General features: G+C 71.8%; 11 protein-coding genes. 7 read left to right on the top strand and 4 right to left on the bottom strand.

Going from position 1 to position 18,872, the window contains the following annotated elements:
* Positions 1-2: 2 nt before the first annotated feature.
* Genes ACZ56V_RS16840 through ACZ56V_RS16830 form a run of 3 tightly spaced genes read left to right on the top strand, consistent with a single transcriptional unit; the run spans position 3 to position 4,206 of the window.
* A complete protein-coding gene (locus ACZ56V_RS16840) occupies positions 3-959 on the top strand; it encodes a carbohydrate ABC transporter permease (RefSeq protein ID WP_398911811.1) in 957 nt (318 codons plus the stop codon).
* Positions 956-1,774, top strand: a complete 819-nt coding sequence (locus ACZ56V_RS16835) for a carbohydrate ABC transporter permease (RefSeq protein ID WP_104631423.1) — start codon at positions 956-958, stop codon at positions 1,772-1,774. Before ACZ56V_RS16840 ends, ACZ56V_RS16835 begins: the two co-directional genes overlap by 4 nt.
* Positions 1,771-4,206, top strand: coding sequence for a beta-xylosidase/alpha-l-arabinosidase (locus ACZ56V_RS16830; protein ID WP_468942998.1), 2,436 nt, complete (start codon positions 1,771-1,773; stop codon positions 4,204-4,206). The genes ACZ56V_RS16835 and ACZ56V_RS16830 overlap by 4 nt, the downstream gene beginning before the upstream one ends.
* 66 nt (positions 4,207-4,272) lie before the next feature.
* Here the strand turns inward: ACZ56V_RS16830 and ACZ56V_RS16825 are convergent, their stop codons facing one another.
* Positions 4,273-4,845, bottom strand: a complete 573-nt coding sequence (locus tag ACZ56V_RS16825) for a dihydrofolate reductase family protein (protein ID WP_398911809.1) — start codon at positions 4,843-4,845, stop codon at positions 4,273-4,275.
* 39 nt (positions 4,846-4,884) lie between these two features.
* The gene (locus tag ACZ56V_RS16820) at positions 4,885-6,561 is read right to left on the bottom strand and encodes a PucR family transcriptional regulator (protein WP_468942995.1); all 1,677 of its coding nucleotides are present in this window, start codon (positions 6,559-6,561) and stop codon (positions 4,885-4,887) included.
* A gap of 151 nt (positions 6,562-6,712) precedes the next feature.
* Between ACZ56V_RS16820 and ACZ56V_RS16815 the strand changes: the two genes are divergently transcribed.
* From ACZ56V_RS16815 to ACZ56V_RS16800, 4 genes are all read left to right on the top strand, one after another.
* Complete coding sequence (locus ACZ56V_RS16815) at positions 6,713-7,978, top strand: aspartate aminotransferase family protein (RefSeq protein ID WP_398911807.1); 1,266 nt, start codon at positions 6,713-6,715, stop codon at positions 7,976-7,978.
* 88 nt (positions 7,979-8,066) lie between these two features.
* On the top strand, positions 8,067-9,506 hold the full coding sequence (locus ACZ56V_RS16810; RefSeq protein ID WP_398911806.1) for an NAD-dependent succinate-semialdehyde dehydrogenase: 1,440 nt from the start codon (positions 8,067-8,069) through the stop codon (positions 9,504-9,506).
* Positions 9,507-9,575: 69 nt separating this feature from the next.
* The gene (gene argG, locus ACZ56V_RS16805; RefSeq protein WP_398911805.1) at positions 9,576-11,021 is read left to right on the top strand and encodes an argininosuccinate synthase; all 1,446 of its coding nucleotides are present in this window, start codon (positions 9,576-9,578) and stop codon (positions 11,019-11,021) included.
* A 395-nt stretch (positions 11,022-11,416) separates the two neighbouring features.
* Entirely contained in the window at positions 11,417-14,812 is a 3,396-nt protein-coding gene (locus ACZ56V_RS16800) for a CARDB domain-containing protein (RefSeq protein ID WP_468942990.1), read from the top strand.
* A 19-nt stretch (positions 14,813-14,831) separates the two neighbouring features.
* Here the strand turns inward: ACZ56V_RS16800 and ACZ56V_RS16795 are convergent, their stop codons facing one another.
* Entirely contained in the window at positions 14,832-17,114 is a 2,283-nt protein-coding gene (locus tag ACZ56V_RS16795) for a PI-PLC domain-containing protein (RefSeq protein WP_468942987.1), read from the bottom strand.
* A gap of 149 nt (positions 17,115-17,263) precedes the next feature.
* On the bottom strand, positions 17,264-18,718 hold the full coding sequence (locus ACZ56V_RS16790; protein ID WP_398911802.1) for a glyceraldehyde-3-phosphate dehydrogenase: 1,455 nt from the start codon (positions 18,716-18,718) through the stop codon (positions 17,264-17,266).
* Positions 18,719-18,872 lie beyond the last annotated feature (154 nt).

Raw genomic sequence — 18,872 nt, 5'->3', positions numbered from 1 at the left:
TCATGACCACACACCTCACGAGCGCTCGGCCCGCCGCCGGACCCCGAAAGGAGTCCCGGCGGCGGCCGCCCGCCTCGTCCGCGACGACGGTGGGCCGCCCCGGCTTCGGCTGGGCGGTGCCCGCCGCACTGTTCTTCCTCCTCTTCGCGATCGTCCCGCTGATCATGGTGGCGGTGCTGTCCTTCATGAGCTGGGACGGCATCAGCTCGCCCGAGTTCGTCGGCACGGACAACTGGTCGCGACTCATCGACGACCCGGTCATGCTCAAGAGCATCTGGCTGACCCTGCTGCTGACCGCGCTCGGCGTGGTCCTCCAGACCCCGCTGAGCATCCTGCTCGGCGTCTGGGCCGCAGGTCACCAGCGCAACCGTGCCGTCCTGTCCGTCATCTACTTCATCCCGCTGCTGCTGTCCGCGACGGCCGTGTCCGTGCTGTGGCGAGCGCTGCTCGACCCGAACTTCGGCATCCCGGCCGAGGCGGGCTGGCTCTTCGGCGACGGCAACCTCTTCGGTGAACAGAGCACCGCCATCGGGGTGCTGGCCTTCGTCAGCACCTGGCAGTTCACCCCGTTCCACACGCTGATCTACCAGGGCGCCGCCCGCGCGGTCCCACCGGTGCTCTACCAGGCGGCGGAGATCGACGGGGCGGGCCGCTACCGGCAGTTCTTCCACATCACCCTGCCGCAGCTGCGCACCTCCATGATCACCTCGATGATCCTGATGATCGTCGGCGGTCTGACCACCTTCGAGACGGTCCTGATCCTGACCCAGGGCGGCCCCGGCACCGACACCACCATCAGCGCCTACTACATGTACGACAAGGCGTTCAAGGGCTTCGACTACGGCATCGGCTCCGCGATCGCCCTGGCGCTGGTCGTGGCGGCCACGATCATCTCGCTGATCGTCGTCCGGGTCTCCGGCTACGACAAGATGCGCAGCTCCATGGAGGGTGTGTCATGAGGCGCCGACCCAACTACGTGGCCGGCGTCGGCTCGCTCGTCTGGCTCGTCCTGGTCGGGCTTCCGCTGTACGTGATGCTCGCCGCGACCCTGCGCACCCGCCAGGACTACGCCGAGAACGGCCCGGTCTCGCTTCCGGACAGCTTCACGCTGGACAACTTCACCGGTGCCTTCGACTCGGGCTTCGGTCAGTACTTCTTCAACACGCTGGTCGTCACCGCCTGCGTGATCGGCATCGTGCTGCTGCTGGTCCCGCCGCTCGCCTACGCGATCGTCCGCAGCCGCGGCAGGGCCACCTCGGCGATCTTCCGGCTGTTCCTGCTCGGCCTCGCCATCCCGGCCCAGGCCGTGATCGTGCCGATGTTCTACCTGATCAGCGAAGCCGGGCTGTACGACAACCTGCTCGGCGTCATCCTGCCCACGGCCGCGTTCTGCCTGCCGATGTCCGCGCTCATCCTCAGCGGCGCGATGCGCGACATCTCCCCGGAGCTGTACGAGGCCATGGCGATGGACGGCGCCAGCCCGCGGCGCATGTTCTTCCAGCTCGTCGTGCCGCTGTCCCGCGGGGGACTGTCCACGATCGTGGTGTTCTCCGCGCTCCAGGCGTGGAACGGCTTCCTGTTCCCGCTCGTGCTGACCCAGTCCGAGTCCACCAAGGTGGTCACCCTGGGTCTGTACAACTTCCAGACCGCGCACGGCATCGACATCCCCGGTCTGCTGGGAGCCGTGGTGCTGTCCATGGTGCCCATCCTGCTCGTCTACCTGTTCGCCCGTCGTGCCCTGGTCCAGGGGCTGATGGGTGTCGGAGGAAAGTGACTGCCGACGTGGCCGTAGAGACCACCCCCGAAATCCCCCTCTGGAACGACCCCACCCACCCCGTCGCCGCCAGAGTCGAGGCGCTCGTCGCCGCGATGACCCTCGAGGAGAAGATCGCCCAGCTGTACGGCGTGTGGGTCGGCGCCTCCGACCAGGGCGGCGAAGTCGCCCCCCACCAGCACGACATGGAGGAGCCCGTCGACCTCGACGCGCTCGTGCCCGCCGGCCTCGGTCAGCTGACCCGCCCCTTCGGCACCGTCCCCGTCGACCCCGCGCTCGGCGCGCTCTCCCTCATGCGCACCCAGGCCCGCATCACCTCGGCGAACCGCTTCGGCCTTCCCGCCGTGGCGCACGAGGAGTGCCTGGCCGGCTTCGCCGCCTGGGGCGCCACGGCCTACCCCGTCCCGCTGTCCTGGGGCGCCACCTTCGACCCGGACGCGGTGCGCCGGATGGCCGCCGCCATCGGCCGCGACATGCGCTCCCTCGGCATCCACCAGGGCCTCGCCCCCGTCCTCGACGTGGTCCGCGACGCCCGCTGGGGCCGGGTGGAGGAGACCATCGGAGAGGACCCCTACCTCGTCGGCACCATCGGCACCGCGTACGTGCGGGGCCTCGAGTCGTCCGGGATCGTCGCCACCCTCAAGCACTTCGTCGGCTACTCCGCCTCCCGCGCCGGCCGCAACCTCGCCCCCTCCTCCGTGGGCGCCCGCGAGCGGGCCGACGTCCTGCTGCCGCCGTTCGAGATGGCCGTCCGCGAGGGCGGCACCCGCTCGGTCATGCACGCCTACACCGACATCGACGGCGTGCCGGCCGCGGCCGACGAGACGCTGCTGACCGGACTGCTGCGCGACACCTGGGGCTTCGAAGGAACCGTCGTCGCCGACTACTTCGGCATCGCCTTCCTCAAGACCCTGCACGGCATCGCCGCCGACTGGGCCGACGCCGCGGGCGCCGCGCTGAAGGCGGGCGTCGACGTCGAACTGCCCACCGTCAAGACCTTCGGCACCCCGCTCGTCGAGGCGGTCACCGAGGGCCGGGTCCCCGAGGCGCTCATCGACCGGGCGCTGCGCCGCGTCCTCGGTCAGAAGGCGGAGCTCGGACTGCTCGACCCGGACTGGAGCCCGCTGCCGCCCGCGCTCGACGGGGTGGACCTCGCGGACCCGGAAGCGCTGCGCGGAAGCATCGACCTGGACCGGCCCGAGAACCGGGAACTGGCCCGCGAGATCGCCGAGAAGGCGGTCGTCCTGCTCACCAACGACGGCACCCTGCCGCTGGCCCGGCCCCGCCGCATCGCCCTCGTCGGTCCCAACGCGACCGAGGCGACGGCCGTGCTCGGCTGCTACTCCTTCCCGCGGCACGTCGGGGTGCAGCACCCTCAGGTGCCGGTCGGCATCGAGCTGCCCACCCTGCGCGACACCCTGACCGCCGAGTTCCCCGACGCGGACATCACCGTCGTCCGCGGCACCGGTGTCGACGACGGCGACCTGTCCGGCGTCGGCGCGGCGGCGGACGCGGCCCGCGAGGCGGACGTCGTCGTCGCCGTCCTCGGCGACCGCGCGGGCCTGTTCGGCCGCGGAACCAGCGGCGAGGGCTGCGACGCCGAGTCCCTCGCGCTGCCCGGCGCCCAGCAGCAGCTCCTCGACGCGCTGCTCGACTCAGGCACACCGGTGGTCACGGTCCTGCTCTCCGGACGCCCCTACGCGCTGGGCCGCGCCGTCGCGGAGTCCGCCGCGATCGTGCAGTCGTTCTTCCCCGGCGAGGAGGGCACCGCCGCGATCGCCGGTGTGCTGAGCGGGCGCACCAGCCCCTCGGGGAGGCTGCCGGTCAGCGTGCCCGGCGGGGCGGGTGCCCAGCCGACCACCTACCTGGGGGCGCGGCTCGCCCACGCCAGCGAGGTGTCCAACATCGACCCGACACCGGCCTTCGGCTTCGGGCACGGTCTCACCTACACCACGTTCGCCTGGAGCGACCTCGTGGCGCACACCAAGGAGGCGCCGACCGACGGTGAGTTCTCGCTGGAACTGACCGTCCGCAACACCGGCGAACGGCACGGCACCGAGGTGGTGCAGCTCTACCTGCACGACCCGGTCGCCTCCGTCGTCCAGCCGGTGCAGCGCCTCGTCGGCTACACGCGGGTGCCGCTGGCCCCCGGCGAGGCCCGCAGGGTGCGCGTCGAGGTTCCGGCCGACCTCGCCTCCTTCACCGGCCGCGACGGTCGCCGCGTCGTCGAACCGGGCGACCTGGAGCTGCGGTTCGCCGCGTCCAGCACCGAGCCGCGGCTGACGGCGACGGTCGCGCTCACCGGACCGGAACGGTCGGTCGACCACACGCGGCGGCTGCACGCGGTGTTCACACAGGAGGCGCAGGAGGCGCAGGAAGCGCAGGAAGCGCATCAAGCGCAAGAGGCACAGGAGGCCGTCGAGGGCGCCTGAGCCGCCGGCACAGGACGAGCGGTGGTCCCGGGGCTGTGACCTCGGCACCGCCGCTCGCCGCGCGGATCAGCGCACGACGTCGAAGACGTTCTTCTGGATGCCGTTGGCGTAGACCTCGTGCTCGACGAGCCTCAGCTTCTGCGCGTCCTTGTCGGTATCGCTGAACAGCCGCTTGCCCGCACCGAGGAGGAGTGGGAAGACCAGCAGGTGGTAGCGGTCGATCAGGCAGGCGTCCGACAGGCTCCGGTTCAGGGCGGCGCTGCCGTGGACGATGATCGGGCCGCCCTCGGTCTCCTTCAGCGCGGCGACCTCGTCGAGCGAGCGCAGGATCGTCGTCTCGCCCCAGTTCGTCACCAGGTCGTCCTCGGTGAGGGTGGTGGAGACGACGTACTTCGGCATCGTCCGGTACTCGGGGAACTCCGCCATGTCGGGCCACACCGGGCTGAACGCCTCGTAGCTGGCCCGGCCGAGGAGCAGTGCCGTGGCCTCGCCCTGCTCCCGGCCCTTGATCTCGTACGCCTCGGGGAGGAAGTCCACGAGCTCGACGGTCCACCCGGAGTTCCGGTAGCCGGGCTCGCCGCCCGGGGCCTCCACGACACCGTCGAGCGAGACGAAGGCGGTGCTGATCAGAGTACGCATGCGGGGTTCCTCACCATTTCGTGTCCGGTCCGTGCACCCCTACGACCCGGGGCGGGGGAAGAACTCATCGGTCGCCGGTCCGGGGCGAGTGACCGGGCGGGCCCGCAGCGCGTCGACGGCGTGCAGGGCCACGTGCAGCTCGGTGCGCTGCTCGCCGGACTCCAGGTCGCGGCCGAGCAGCCGCTCGATGGTGCGCAGCCGTTGGTAGACGGTCTCCCGGGACAGACCGGCCGATCGGGCGGCCACCGTCTTGTTGCCGGCCGCGTCCAGATAGCCGCGCAGGGTCGCCACGAGGTCGGTGCCGTGCCGGGCGTCGTGGTCGAGTAGCGGGCCCAACCGCCGTTCCGCGTACTCCTGGACGCGCGGGTCGTCGCGCAGTGCGTAGAGCAGGCGACGCAGCCCGATGTCGCCTCGCTCGTGGAAGGAACGGCCGGACGGGAGGGCCCGGCCGGGTTCGGTGGCCTCGGCCACCCGGGCCGCCTCGCGGAACGAGCGCGCCGTGTCGGCGAGGTCCTCGGCGGGCGCGCCCGCGCTCACCGTCGCGCCCGGGGCAGCGTCCAGTGCGGTGCGGCTCAGCCGCTCGACGGCCTCGCGCCACGGCCGGGACGGGCTCAGCGCCAGCAGTACGCCGAGGCGGGTGGGGGACAGGAGCCCGACGAGGGCCCGCGCCCCCGTCGCGGTCAGCTCCTCGGAGAGCCGGGTCTCGGCCGCCCCGCCGTCCTGCTCGGACGGCAGGTCCGCGAGGACGGCGACGAACCGGGTGTGCTCCGCGGGCAGTCCCAGGGCCGCGACGCGGGCCCGGGCGTCCGCGGCGGACCGGTGCCGCTGCTCGACCAGGTCGCGCAGGGCAGTGCGGTGGGCGGTGCGCTCCCAGGGCGTGGGGTGGGTGAGCCGGGCGATGGTGAGCGCCATCGCGGTCCGTTCCAGCACCGTGACGTCCTCGGGCCCGAAGGACCGGCCGGGGAGCGCGGCGGGGAGCATGACCACCCGGCCCCACCGCTCGCCCTGGTACTCCACCGGAGCCGCCAGCCAGCCCTCGGGACCGCACACCCCCGCGCGGTCGGCGGCCGGCGTGGTGCGCGAGCGCCGTTCCCAGTCCGCGAGCGCGGCCCGGACCGTGATCCCGGAGGGCTCGCAGACCAGCGCCAGGTGGACCAGGTTCTCCAGCACGACCGTACGGCCGCTCATCTCCGCCGCGGCCCGCAGCACCTCCTCCGGGCCCGCACCGCGCAGGGTGAGCGCGGTGAACGCCTCGTGGACGCGCTGGGTCCGGTGGATCGCGTCCGCCTGGTGGCCGACGATCAGGGTGTGGACCACCTGGGTGACCTCCAGGAAGTTGACGTCCCTGGCGAGCGTGACGAGCGGCAGCCCGCGCGCACGGCAGGCGCGGACCAGGGCGTCGGGCGGCCGGTGATAGCGGCGGACCAGCTCGATGACGAGGGCGGCGGCACCGACGGCGGCGAGTTCGTCGACGTAGCGGCGGACACCGGCGGGGTCGTCGGGCAGGGGCATGCCGGTGGTGAGGACGAGTTCGCCGCCCTTCAGGAAGGAAGCGGGGTCCGTCAGTTCGGTGACGTGGACCCAGCGGACCGGACGGTCGAGGTGCTCCGCACCGGTCGCCACCCGCGGATCACCGGCGGCCAGGACCGGCAGGGCCAGCACGTCGGCCACGGTGGGCGACCGGCCCGCCGGGCCCGGTTGCCGGTGCTCGCTCACGGTGCCTCCCTGTGCGCTCAGGTTACGCCGAACGCCTGACACATCGTCCGGACACACTGCCCCGTCCGGACAGATCACGCGTTGCCGCGCCCGGCGGGGCGGGAAGGCTCCCGGGACCGCAGGAGACCGACGATCAGGCCGGGAGACGAGCATGACCGCACTGTCGCCGCACCTTCGCCAGGCCACCCCCGTGGTGGCGGTCCGGGGCGAGGGGGTCCACATCGAGGGCGAGGACGGCCGTCGCTATCTGGACTTCACCGCCGGCATCGGCGTCACCAGCACCGGCCACTGCCACCCCAGGGTCGTGGCCGCCGCCCAGGAGCAGGTGGCCACCCTGGTCCACGGCCAGTACACGACCGTTCTGCACCCGCCGCTGCGGCGCCTGGTCGACAAGCTCGGCGAGGTGCTGCCCCAGGGCCTGGACAGTCTGTTCTTCACCAATTCCGGCAGCGAGGCGGTCGAGGCCGCGCTGCGTCTGGCCCGTCAGGCCACCGGACGGCCCAACGTGCTGGTCTGCCACGGCGGCTTCCACGGCCGCACGGTGGCCGCCGCCTCCATGACCACCTCCGGCACCCGCTTCCGGTCCGGGTTCTCGCCGCTGATGAGCGGCGTGGTCGTCACCCCGTTCCCGACGGCCTTCCGCTACGGCTGGGACGAGGAAACGGCCACCCGCTTCGCCCTCAAGGAGCTCGACTACACCCTCCAGACGATCTCCTCGCCCGCCGACACCGCCGCCGTGATCGTCGAACCGGTCCTCGGCGAGGGCGGGTACGTCCCCGCGAACCGCGCCTTCGTCCAGGGCCTGCGCGAGCGCGCCGACCGGCACGGCTTCCTGCTGATCCTCGACGAGGTGCAGACCGGCGTGGGCCGCACCGGCCGGTTCTGGGGCCACGAGCACTTCGGCGTCACCCCCGACATCCTCGTCACCGCCAAGGGACTGGCCAGCGGCTTCCCGCTGTCCGCCATCGCCGCCCCCGAGGAGCTGATGCGCAAGGCCTGGGCCGGCTCGCAGGGCGGGACGTACGGCGCCAACGCGGTCGCGTGCGCGGCGGCCTGCGCCACGCTGGACGTCGTACGAGACGAGAAGCTCGTCGAGAACGCCGGGGCGATGGGCGCCCGGCTTCGCCACGGCCTGGAGGCGGTGGCGTCCCGGACCCCGGCCATCGGCGACGTACGGGGCATGGGACTGATGCTGGCCAGCGAGTTCGTCACCGAGGACGGCGAGCCGGACCCCGAGACCGCCGCCCGGGTGCAGCGGGCCGCCGTCGACGAAGGTCTGCTCCTGCTGCTCTGCGGGGCCTGGAACCAGGTGGTCCGGATGATCCCGGCCCTGGTGATCGACGAGACGGCCGTGGACGAGGGGCTCCGGGCGTGGGCCGCCGCCGTCCGGGCCGGGACGTCGGGGGCGGCGCGATGACGACGGCCGCCGCGCACCGCCGCACGCCTCGCCCCGTACGCGCGACCCGCCCCGTACGCAGGACGCACCGGTGACCAGGAGGGACCCCATGACCGACACCCCCACGCAGCTGTTCCTCGGCGGTGCCTGGGTGGACGCCGCGGACGGCGCCGTCATGCCCGTGGACGACCCCGCGACCGGCGAGATCCTCGCCCACGTCGCCGACGCGGGCCCGGGGGACGCCCGGCTCGCCGAGGAGGCGGCGGTCCAGGCGCAGCGGGAGTGGGCCCGGACGGCGCCCAGGACGCGCAGCGAGATCCTGCGCCGCGCCCACGAGACCGTGCTGGAGCGCACGGACGAACTGGCCCGCCTGATGACCTCCGAGATGGGCAAGCCGCTCGCCGAGGCCCGGGGCGAGGTCGCCTACGCCGCGGAGTTCTTCCGCTGGTTCTCCGAGGAGGCCGTCCGGATCGACGGAGGGCACGGCATCCTGCCCGACGGACGCCACCGCATGCTGCTCTCCCGGCGCCCGGTCGGCCCCTGCCTGCTGATCACCCCGTGGAACTTCCCGCTCGCCATGGGCGCCCGCAAGATCGGTCCCGCGATCGCGGCCGGCTGCACGATGGTGCTCAAACCGGCCCCGCAGACCCCGCTCTCCAGCCTGGCGCTCGCCGCGATCCTCAAGGAGGCGGGGCTGCCGGACGGGGTGCTGAACGTCGTCACCACCTCCAGGGCGGGGGAGGTGTGCGAGCCGCTGCTGCGCGGCGGGCGGATCCGCAAGCTGTCCTTCACCGGTTCGACGGCCGTCGGCCGGCTGCTCCTCGCACAGTGCGCGGACACCGTCGTGCGGACCTCGATGGAGCTGGGCGGCAACGCGCCGTTCGTCGTCTTCGACGACGCGGACCTGGACGCCGCCGTGGACGGCGCGATGGTCGCCAAGATGCGCAACATGGGCGAGGCCTGCACCGCCGCCAACCGCTTCTTCGTGCACCGCTCGGTGGCTCAGGAGTTCGCCGACCGGCTGGCCCGGCGGATGGGCGCGCTCGTCGTGGGCCCCGGGACCGACGACGGCGTGGACGTCGGCCCGCTCATCGACGCCGCAGGGCGCGCCAAGGTCGAGGAGCTGGTCGCCGACGCGGTGGAGCGCGGTGCCCGGGTGCTGGTCGGCGGCCGCACACCCGAGGGGCCCGGCTGCTTCTACCCGCCCACGGTGCTCACCGACGTCGCGCCGGACAGCCGCCTGATGGGCACGGAGATCTTCGGCCCCGTCGCGGCGATCCTCGCCTTCGACGAGGAGGACGAGGTGGTCCGCCGCGCCAACGACACCCCGTGGGGGCTCGTCGGCTACGTCTTCACCGAGGGCCTGGACCGCGCGCTGCGGGTCAGTGAGCGCCTGGAGGCCGGCATGGTCGGGCTCAACACCGGCCTGGTCTCCAACCCGGCCGCGCCCTTCGGCGGCGTCAAGCAGTCGGGCCTCGGAAGGGAGGGCGGCCGGGTCGGGATCGAGGAGTTCCTGGAGTACCAGTACGTGGCGCTGCCGACCCGGTGACGAAGCGGGTCCCGGCCGCCGGGGAAGGGAGGCTTTGCATGGTCATGCGTAATCATGCATACTCTTCCTATGTCCAAGGTCCTCACCTCCCTCCCCACCGGCGAGCGCGTCGGTATCGCCTTCTCGGGCGGCCTCGACACCTCGGTCGCGGTCGCGTGGATGCGTGACAAGGGCGCCGTCCCCTGCACGTACACCGCCGACATCGGCCAGTACGACGAGCCCGACATCGCCTCGGTGCCCGACCGCGCGAAGACCTACGGCGCCGAGGTCGCGCGCCTGGTCGACTGCCGCGCGGCACTGGTCGAGGAGGGGCTGGCCGCGCTCACCTGCGGGGCGTTCCACATCCGCTCGGGCGGGCGTGCCTACTTCAACACCACGCCGCTGGGCCGTGCCGTCACGGGCACGCTCCTCGTCCGGGCGATGCTCGAGGACGACGTCCAGATCTGGGGCGACGGCTCCACGTTCAAGGGCAACGACATCGAGCGGTTCTACCGGTACGGCCTGCTCGCCAACCCGCAGCTCAGGATCTACAAGCCGTGGCTCGACGCGGACTTCGTGACCGAGCTCGGCGGCCGCAAGGAGATGTCGGAGTGGCTGGCCGCCCACGACCTGCCCTACCGGGACTCCACGGAGAAGGCCTACTCCACCGACGCCAACATCTGGGGCGCCACCCACGAGGCCAAGACCCTCGAGCACCTCGACACCGGCGTCGAGACCGTGGAGCCCATCATGGGCGTGCGGTTCTGGGACCCGTCGGTCGAGATCGCGCCCGAGGACGTGACCATCGGCTTCGACCAGGGCCGCCCGGTGACGATCAACGGCAAGGAGTTCGCCTCCGCCGTCGACCTGGTCATGGAGGCCAACGCCATCGGCGGCCGGCACGGCCTGGGGATGTCGGACCAGATCGAGAACCGGATCATCGAGGCCAAGAGCCGCGGCATCTACGAGGCCCCCGCCATGGCCCTGCTGCACGCCGCCTACGAGCGCCTGGTCAACGCCATCCACAACGAGGACACCCTCGCCCAGTACCACACCGAGGGGCGGCGGCTCGGCCGGCTGATGTACGAGGGCCGCTGGCTGGACCCGCAGTCGCTGATGATCCGCGAGTCGCTGCAGCGCTGGGTCGGCTCGGCTGTCACCGGCGAGGTCACCCTCAGGCTGCGGCGCGGCGAGGACTACTCGATCCTCGACACCACGGGTCCGGCGTTCAGCTACCACCCGGACAAGCTGTCCATGGAGCGCACCGAGGACTCCGCGTTCGGCCCGGTGGACCGGATCGGCCAGCTGACCATGCGCAACCTGGACATCGCCGACTCCCGCGCCAAGCTGGAGCAGTACGCCGGCCTTGGCCTCATCGGCACCGCCAACCCGGCCATCGGCGCCGCCCAGGCCGCGGCGACCGGGCTGATCGGCGCCATGCCGGAGGGCGGCGCGCAGGCCATCGCCTCCCGCGGCGAGGTCTCCGCCGACGACGAGCTGCTGGACCGCGCCGCGATGGAGTCCGGCACGGACTGATCCCCGTCGTCCCCACGACCGGGGACCACACACCGGCGAGGGCCGGCCCGACGCCTGAGGGCGTGGGGCCGGCCCTCGTGTTTTGTCACGCCTGTTGCTCCACCTCGTGCACGACTTGCGCGCCTTGCGGGCTTCCAACCGTCCGTCCAGCCATCACTGGGCCTCCGTTGCCAGTTCAAGTGCCACGCAAGATCAATGCAAGCAACGCAAGCCGTTTACGTGTCAATTCCCGCCTCCATCACGACCGTTGACAAACCGGTGACGCGCTAGAAACCTGATGACGCACTTTCCGCAAAGAATCGACTGTCCTGCTCAATTGGCGCGCAGAGTCGGTGTTTCCCCCCAACTGCCGGACCGTCGCGCCCTCCCCGACTCCCCACGGAACAGAGGACCCCATGAGACGGAGATCTCTCGGCCGACGGACGCTCACCGGCGCCGCCGTCGCCGGGCTGATGACGGTCGGGCTGCTGCCACTGCCCCTCGCCGCCACCGCGCAGGCGGCGTCGGCGCCGGTGACGGCCGCCGCCGACGTCAATCTGGCCCTCGGCCGCCCCGCCAAGGCGGGTGGCTCGCACGGCGCCTACCCGGCCGGCAACGCCACCGACGGACAGCAGGCCACCTACTGGGAGGGACCGGCCGGTTCCTTCCCGCAATGGCTCCAGGTCGACCTCGGCACCGCACGCGAGGTGGACCGGGTGGTGCTCAAACTGCCCGCGGGCTGGGAGAGCCGGACCCAGACGCTCGCCCTGCGGGGCAGCACCGACGGTTCCACGTTCCACAGCCTCGACGCCTCGGACGGACGGGCGTTCGACCCGGCGCAGGCCGGCACCGTCGCCATCGACCTCGACTCACCCTCCGAGGCCCGCTACGTCCGCGTCGACATCACCGCCAACACCGGCTGGAACGCCGCGCAACTGGCCGAGGTCGAGGTGTACGGCGACGACGTCGACACCGGCCCGCCGCCCACCGGCACCAACCTCGCCCGCAACAAGCCGGCCGAGGCCACCTCCACGACCCAGAACTACGTCGCCGCCCACGCCACCGACGACTCCACCTCCACGTACTGGGAGGCCGCCGGCCACCCGGCCGATCTCACCGTCAAGCTCGGCGCCGACGCCGACGTCAGCGGTGTCGTGGTCAAGCTCAACCCGGACCCGGTGTGGTCCGCCCGCACCCAGAGCATCCAGGTGTTCGGGCGGGCCCAGGGCGCGAGCGACTTCACCTCGCTGCGCGACCGCGCCGACTACGCCTTCAGCCCCGGCCAGGACAACGCGGTGACCATCCCGGTCAGCGGCCGGGTCTCCGACGTACGGCTCCGGTTCTTCTCCAACACGGGTGCCCCCGGCGGCCAGGTCGCCGAGTTCCAGGTCCTCGGCAGCGCCGCACCCGCGCCCGACCTCACGGTCACCGGCCTCGACTGGTCGCCCGCCGCGCCGAACGAGCGCGACGAGGTCACCGTGAACACCACGGTCCGCAACGCCGGCACCGCGGCCTCGGCCGCGACCACCACCGAGGTCACCGTGGAGGGCAGGGCGGCCGGCAGCGCCGCGGTCCCCGCGCTCGGCCCCGGCGAGTCCGCCGAAGTCGCCGTCGCCACCGGCACCCACGCGGCCGGCAGCTACGCGGTCGCCGCCGTGGCCGACCCGCATGACACCGTCGCCGAACTGGACGACACCAACAACAGCCGCTCCGCCACCGACCGCCTCGTCGTCGACCGGGCACCCGGACCCGACCTCGAAGTGCGCTCCCTCACCACCGACCCGGCCAACCCGGCGGTGGGCGCCGAGGTCTCCTTCACCGTCGCCGTGCACAACCGCGGCACCAGCGCCGTCGAGGCGGGCTCCGTGACCCGCGTCCAGGCCGGCTCCACCACCCTGGACGGCACGACCGGGCAGATCGCGGCGGGCGCCACGGTGAACGTCCCGGTCAACGGCACCTGGAAGGCGACCGGTGGCGGTGTCACGCTCACCGCCACCGCCGACGCCACCGCACGGGTCGCCGAGACCAACGAGAACAACAACGTGCTCGCCAAGTCCCTCGTCGTCGGACGCGGCGCCGCCGTGCCGTACACCGAGTACGAGGCGGAGGACGGCCGGTACGACGGCACCCTGCTCACCACCGACGCCGAGCGGACCTTCGGGCACACCAACTTCGGCACCGAGTCCTCGGGCCGCGAGTCCGTCCGGCTCGACTCGACCGGCGAGTACGTGGAGTTCACGTCCACCACACCCACCAACTCCATCGTGGTGCGCAACTCCATCCCCGACGCCCCCGGCGGCGGCGGAGCCGAGGCCACCATCAGCCTGTACGCCGACGGCCAATTCGTACAGAAGCTCAACCTGTCGTCCAAGCACAGCTGGCTCTACGGCAGCACCGACGACCCCGAGGGCCTCACCAACCGGCCCGGCGGCGACGCCCGGCGCCTCTTCGACGAGTCCCACGCGCTCCTCGACCGGACCTTCCCGCAGGGCACCGAGTTCCGCCTCCAGCGCGACTCCGGCGACTCGGCCGCCTTCTACGTCATCGACCTGATCGACCTGGAACAGGTCGCGCCCGCCAAGGCGAAGCCCGCCGAGTGCACCTCCATCACCGAGTACGGGGCCGTCCCCGGCGACGGACTCGACGACACCGACGCCATCCAGCGCGCCGTCACCGACGACCAGAACGGCAGGATCGACTGCGTCTGGATCCCCGCCGGGCAGTGGCGCCAGGAACAGAAGATCCTCACCGACGACCCGCAGGACCGCGGCCAGTACAACCAGGTCGGCATCAGCAACGTCACCATCCGCGGCGCCGGCATGTGGCACTCCCAGCTCTACACCCTGACCCCGCCGCACGAGGCCGGCGGCATCAACCACCCGCACGAGGGCAACTTCGGCTTCGACATCGACGGCAACACCCGGATCTCCGACCTCGCCATCTTCGGCTCGGGCACCCTCCGCGGCGGCGACGGCAACCAGGAGGGCGGCGTCGGGCTCAACGGCCGCTTCGGCAAGGACACCAAGATCAGCAACGTGTGGATCGAGCACGCCAACGTCGGTGTCTGGGTGGGTCGCGACTACTCGAACATCCCCGAACTGTGGGGCCCCGGCGACGGACTGGAGTTCACGGGCATGCGCATCCGGGACACCTACGCCGACGGCATCAACTTCTCCAACGGCACCCGCAACTCCACCGTCTACAACTCCTCCTTCCGCACCACCGGCGACGACTCGCTCGCGGTCTGGGCCAACAAGTACGTGAAGGACACGTCCGTGGACATCGGCCACGACAACCACTTCCGCAACAACACGATCCAGCTGCCGTGGCGGGCCAACGGCATCGCGGTGTACGGCGGTTACGGCAACACCATCGAGAACAACGTCGTCTCCGACACCATGAACTACCCCGGCATCATGCTCGCCACCGACCACGACCCGCTGCCCTTCTCCGGGCAGACGCTCATCGCGGGCAACGCCCTGCACCGCACGGGCGGCGCGTTCTGGGGCGAGGCGCAGGAGTTCGGCGCCATCACCCTCTTCGCCCAGGGCCAGGACATCCCGGGCGTGACCATCCGGGACACCGAGATCCTCGACTCGACCTACGACGGCATCCAGTTCAAGACGGGAGGCGGCGCGATGCCGGACGTCAAGATCCAGAACGTCCGCATCGACAAGTCGAACAACGGCGCCGGCATCCTCGCGATGGGCGGCGCCCGCGGCAGCGCGACCCTGACCGACGTCACGATCACCAACTCGGCGAAGGGAGACATACGGATCGAACCCGGCTCCCAGTTCAAGATCAACCAGTAGCCCGACCAGGGGGAACCGGTCAGCAGTAGCGGGCCCGGCGGCGCGGAGCACCACCGCGCCGCCGGGCTTCCGCCGCGCCCGGGATCCGGCCGGGCGTGCGCTCGACGGGGACGCGGGTGTCGTCCTTCAGGCGCTCGGCGTTGAGTGCGTTCACCGCGCCGATCGCGTCGCCGATGGTCGCGTAGTCCACCGCGATGAAGTTGACCGGGCGGCCGCGCTGCCGTTCACAGGTGTGCGCCCGCTCCAGCACCCGCTGCCGGGAGTTGACGACCCCGGCGTCGAGCCGCAGCCCGCCGCCCGCGGTGACGAAGTGGTTCATCAGGAACAGCCGCTTGTCCGAGCCGCCCCGGTTGGGCAGGCAGGACATCTCGTCCGGGCTGCGGAAGGCGAACGGCGTCTCCATGCCGTACCGGTAGAGGTTCCGGTACCAGGGCGCGGGCCCGTCCGCCTGCTCCGCGAAGACGACCAGCCGCCGACCGCTGTCGATCATGTCGCCGAGCTTCGGCCACGGACGGTCCGGGTCCGGGTCCGGCTCGTGGAGCAGGTCCGACAGCCCGGCCCGGACGAAGGCGTCCCGCGTCGTCACCGCGTCCACGCCGTCCTGGAGGATCAGCGTGACGATCTCCGTGGGGTTGTCGCGCAGCCACTCACCGATCTGCCGCAGTGTCGGCTCCAGTTCGAGGGCTCCGGCGCCGCACACCGAGTGGCACAGCCACAGGCCCGGGTGGGGCGGGTTCACCCGCTTGAGGATCGTGGTCAGCCGGCGGCGCTCGGCGGGGGAGAAGTCCGAGGTGCTCAACCGCTCCGCGACCTCCTCGGGCCGCTCCCAGCGGTGGGTGTCGAGCAGCAGGACCCGCGATCCCGCGCCCAGCTGGCCGACGATGTCCGGGTCCTGGAGCGGGCCGATGAACCGGTCGGCCGTCGTCGCCATCGCGTTGTGCGACGCGAGCTGGGCGATCTCGTCGTAGCGGGCCTCGCACAGCTCGGCGCTGCCCTGGCAGATGCGCGGGGAGGAGCCGGTGATCGCCACCGGCGCCAGCATCGTCCCGACGAGGGCGACGGCGGTGACGGTGAAGGTCAGCGCCGGAACGTGCCGCGGATCGGTGAGGACCGGCACGCTGGGCCGGGTCTGCCAGACCCAGCCGACGGTGATCAGCAGGGCGCCCGCGGCGAGCAGGATCACCGCGACGACGACGGCGGTGGTCAGCAGCCGGTCGAGCGCGGCGGCCTGGACGTCGGCGAGCAGCCCCGAGGCCGCGGGCGGCCACGATCCCGGCGTGCCGAACAGCGTGTCGCCCAGCGTGAGCCGCAGTACGAGCACGGTGAGGGCCATGAGGGCGGCCGCGGCGGCCGGCACCCAGCCCAGTGGAATCAGCCGGCGCTTGGCGGGCGACGGCGTCAGGAACCACAGCAGGGTGAGCGCGGCGGCGCACAGCACGGCCGCCGCCGGTTCCACCACGTCCTGGAAGAGCCGGGTCACGTTCCGGGCGCGGTCCAGCGGGGCCAGCGCCTCGGTTCCGGGCTCGACGTCGACGGTGACGACCCAGGTGCCCTGCCTCGCCTCCCGCAACAGCTCCTCGGCGGTCTCCCGGACCTGGTCGGTCAGGGCGACCGGGGCGATCGCGGCCAGGGCCGAGGCCACGTCGCCCCGGTCCAGCGCCGTCAGCACGGTGGATCCGACCCCGTCGCGCGCCGTGCCGTCCGGCACCAGACGCATCAGCGCGTCCGTGGCGGCGACCGCCTGGCCGTGGGAGAGCGGCAGCGTCGGCAGCTCGTCCAGCGGCGCCTCACCGGCCACCACCCGCGCCACCAGTTCCGACACGCGTTGCACGAAGGCCTGGAAGTCGGGTTCGGACCGCTTCTGGAGCGCGGCGACGGCGTCGCCGAAGTACGCCTGGCTGAGCCGCTCGACGTTCGCGACGACGGGTTCCAGGTCGACCGTGATCCGCAGCCGGTCGCGGTCGCCCTCCAGGTAGTGGACCATTTCCGCGATCTGCCCGTCGCCCATGGTCCGCAGCGTCTCCGGCGGGATCACCACCTTGAGGTTCGAGGTGATGGTCGACTGCGGCACGGGCAGCCGGTCCAGCAGGTCGCTGGTGAACGGCGTACTGCCCGGGTCCACCAGCACCTCGTCGTAGAAGCGCTGGTAGGCGCGCTCGTCCTCCAGCACCTTGCCGTAGAACCCGGGGTCCAGCACCGTGCTGCGGACGACGGCCGCCGCGGCCAGGACGGTCAGGCTCAGCACCGCCACGCACCAGACCAGCACCTCGACCCAGGGCGGGCGCCGGAACAGTGCGTTCATGGAACCATTCTCGTATCAGCCGGCCGCCGTGCCGCGCGGCGGCCGGACGGGGGAGTGCCACCACACGCATGCCCCGCACCGTGCGCCGGCACGCGTGAGGGGCGGTGGGGACCGTCGTCCCACCGCCCCTCACGCGGCCGTGGCGCGGATCAGACCGCCGGAGCCGGGTACGTCGGGTACTCCACCCCGGAGACGTGCTGCACGACGCGGACGACCTGGCAGGAGTAGCCGAACTCGTTGTCGTACCAGAGGTAGAGGATCGCGTTGTCGCCCTCGACCTTCAGCGCGCCCGCGTCCACGATCGAGGCGTGGCGGGAGCCGATGAAGTCGCTGGAGACGGCGTCGGGCGCGCTGATGAAGTCGATCTGCCGCTTGAGCGGCGAGGTCAGCGACACCTCGCGCAGGTGGTCCACGACCTCTTCGCGACTGGCCTCCCGGGCCAGCTGGAGGTTGAGGATCGCGATCGACACGTCCGGCACCGGCACCCGGATCGAGCTGCCGGTGATCCGCGCCTTCAGGTCCGGGAGCGCCTTGGCGACGGCGGAGGCGGCGCCGGTCTCCGTGATGACCATGTTCAGCGGCGCGCTGCGGCCTCGGCGGTCCGACTTGTGGTAATTGTCCAGCAGGTTCTGGTCGTTGGTGAAGGAGTGCACCGTCTCCACGTGACCGCGCAGCACCCCGTACTCGTCTTCCATCGCCTTCAGCGGCGGGACGATCGCGTTGGTGGTGCAGGACGCGCAGGACAGGATCCGCTCGTCCGGCTTGATGGTGTCGTGGTTGACGCCATGGACGATGTTCGGGACGTCGCCCTTGCCCGGCGCGGTCAGCACGACCTTGTCGATGCCCGGACGCAGGTGCTTCGACAGGCCCTCGCGGTCGCGCCACTTGCCGGTGTTGTCGATGAGGATGGCGTCCTTGATGCCGTACGCCGTGTAGTCGACCTGAGTCGGGTCGTCCGCGTAGATCACCTTGATGGCGTTGCCGTTGGCGAGGATCGTGCTGTTGTCCTCGTCGACGGTGATCGTGCCCTGGAACTGGCCGTGCACGGAGTCGCGGCGCAGCAGCGAGGCGCGCTTGACGATGTCTTCGGCGGCCCGCTCGCCGCCGCCCCGGACGACGATGGCACGCAGCCGCAGCCCGTTGCCCGAGCCCGCCTTCTCGATGAGCAGCCGGGCGACGAGGCGGCCGATGCGGCCGAAGCCGTACAGGACGACGTCGCGGCCCTCACGCCGGTCGATCTTGTTGGCGCCGGTGGCCCCGGCGACGGCCTCGGCCGTGAACTCCTCGACCGACAGACCCCGGTCGTCGGTCCGGTAGGTCGCGGCGAGCATGCCGATGTCGATCTGCGAGGGGCCGAGGTCGAGCGTGGTGAGCGCCCGCAGGAAGGGCATCGTCTCGGTGACCGACAGCTCCGCCCCGGCGATCTGGCGGGCGAAGCGGTGGGTCTTGAGGATGCTGACCACCGACTTGTTCACCAGGGAACGGCTGTGCAGCAGGATCGTGACGTCCTGCTCCCGGTGCAGCTTCCCGATCATCGGGATCATCGATTCCGCGGTCTCTTCGCGGTGCTTCCAGTTGGTGAACGAGTCGTCGTTGACAGTCACGTCTCTATCTTTCGAGCTAGGCGGCGCTCATATGCTAACCCCACCGCATTGATGATCGATCAAGTGGGCCCCCGGTCGATCAGATGAGTACGGCACCGGGTGCGTGTCCCGAACAGGATTGCGCCGTGGACGTACCGGGTACGCGAGGCTGGAC

Source organism: Streptomyces sp. NPDC034099 (assembly GCF_055575415.1).
This window is presented reverse-complemented; position numbering and strand designations above follow the sequence as displayed.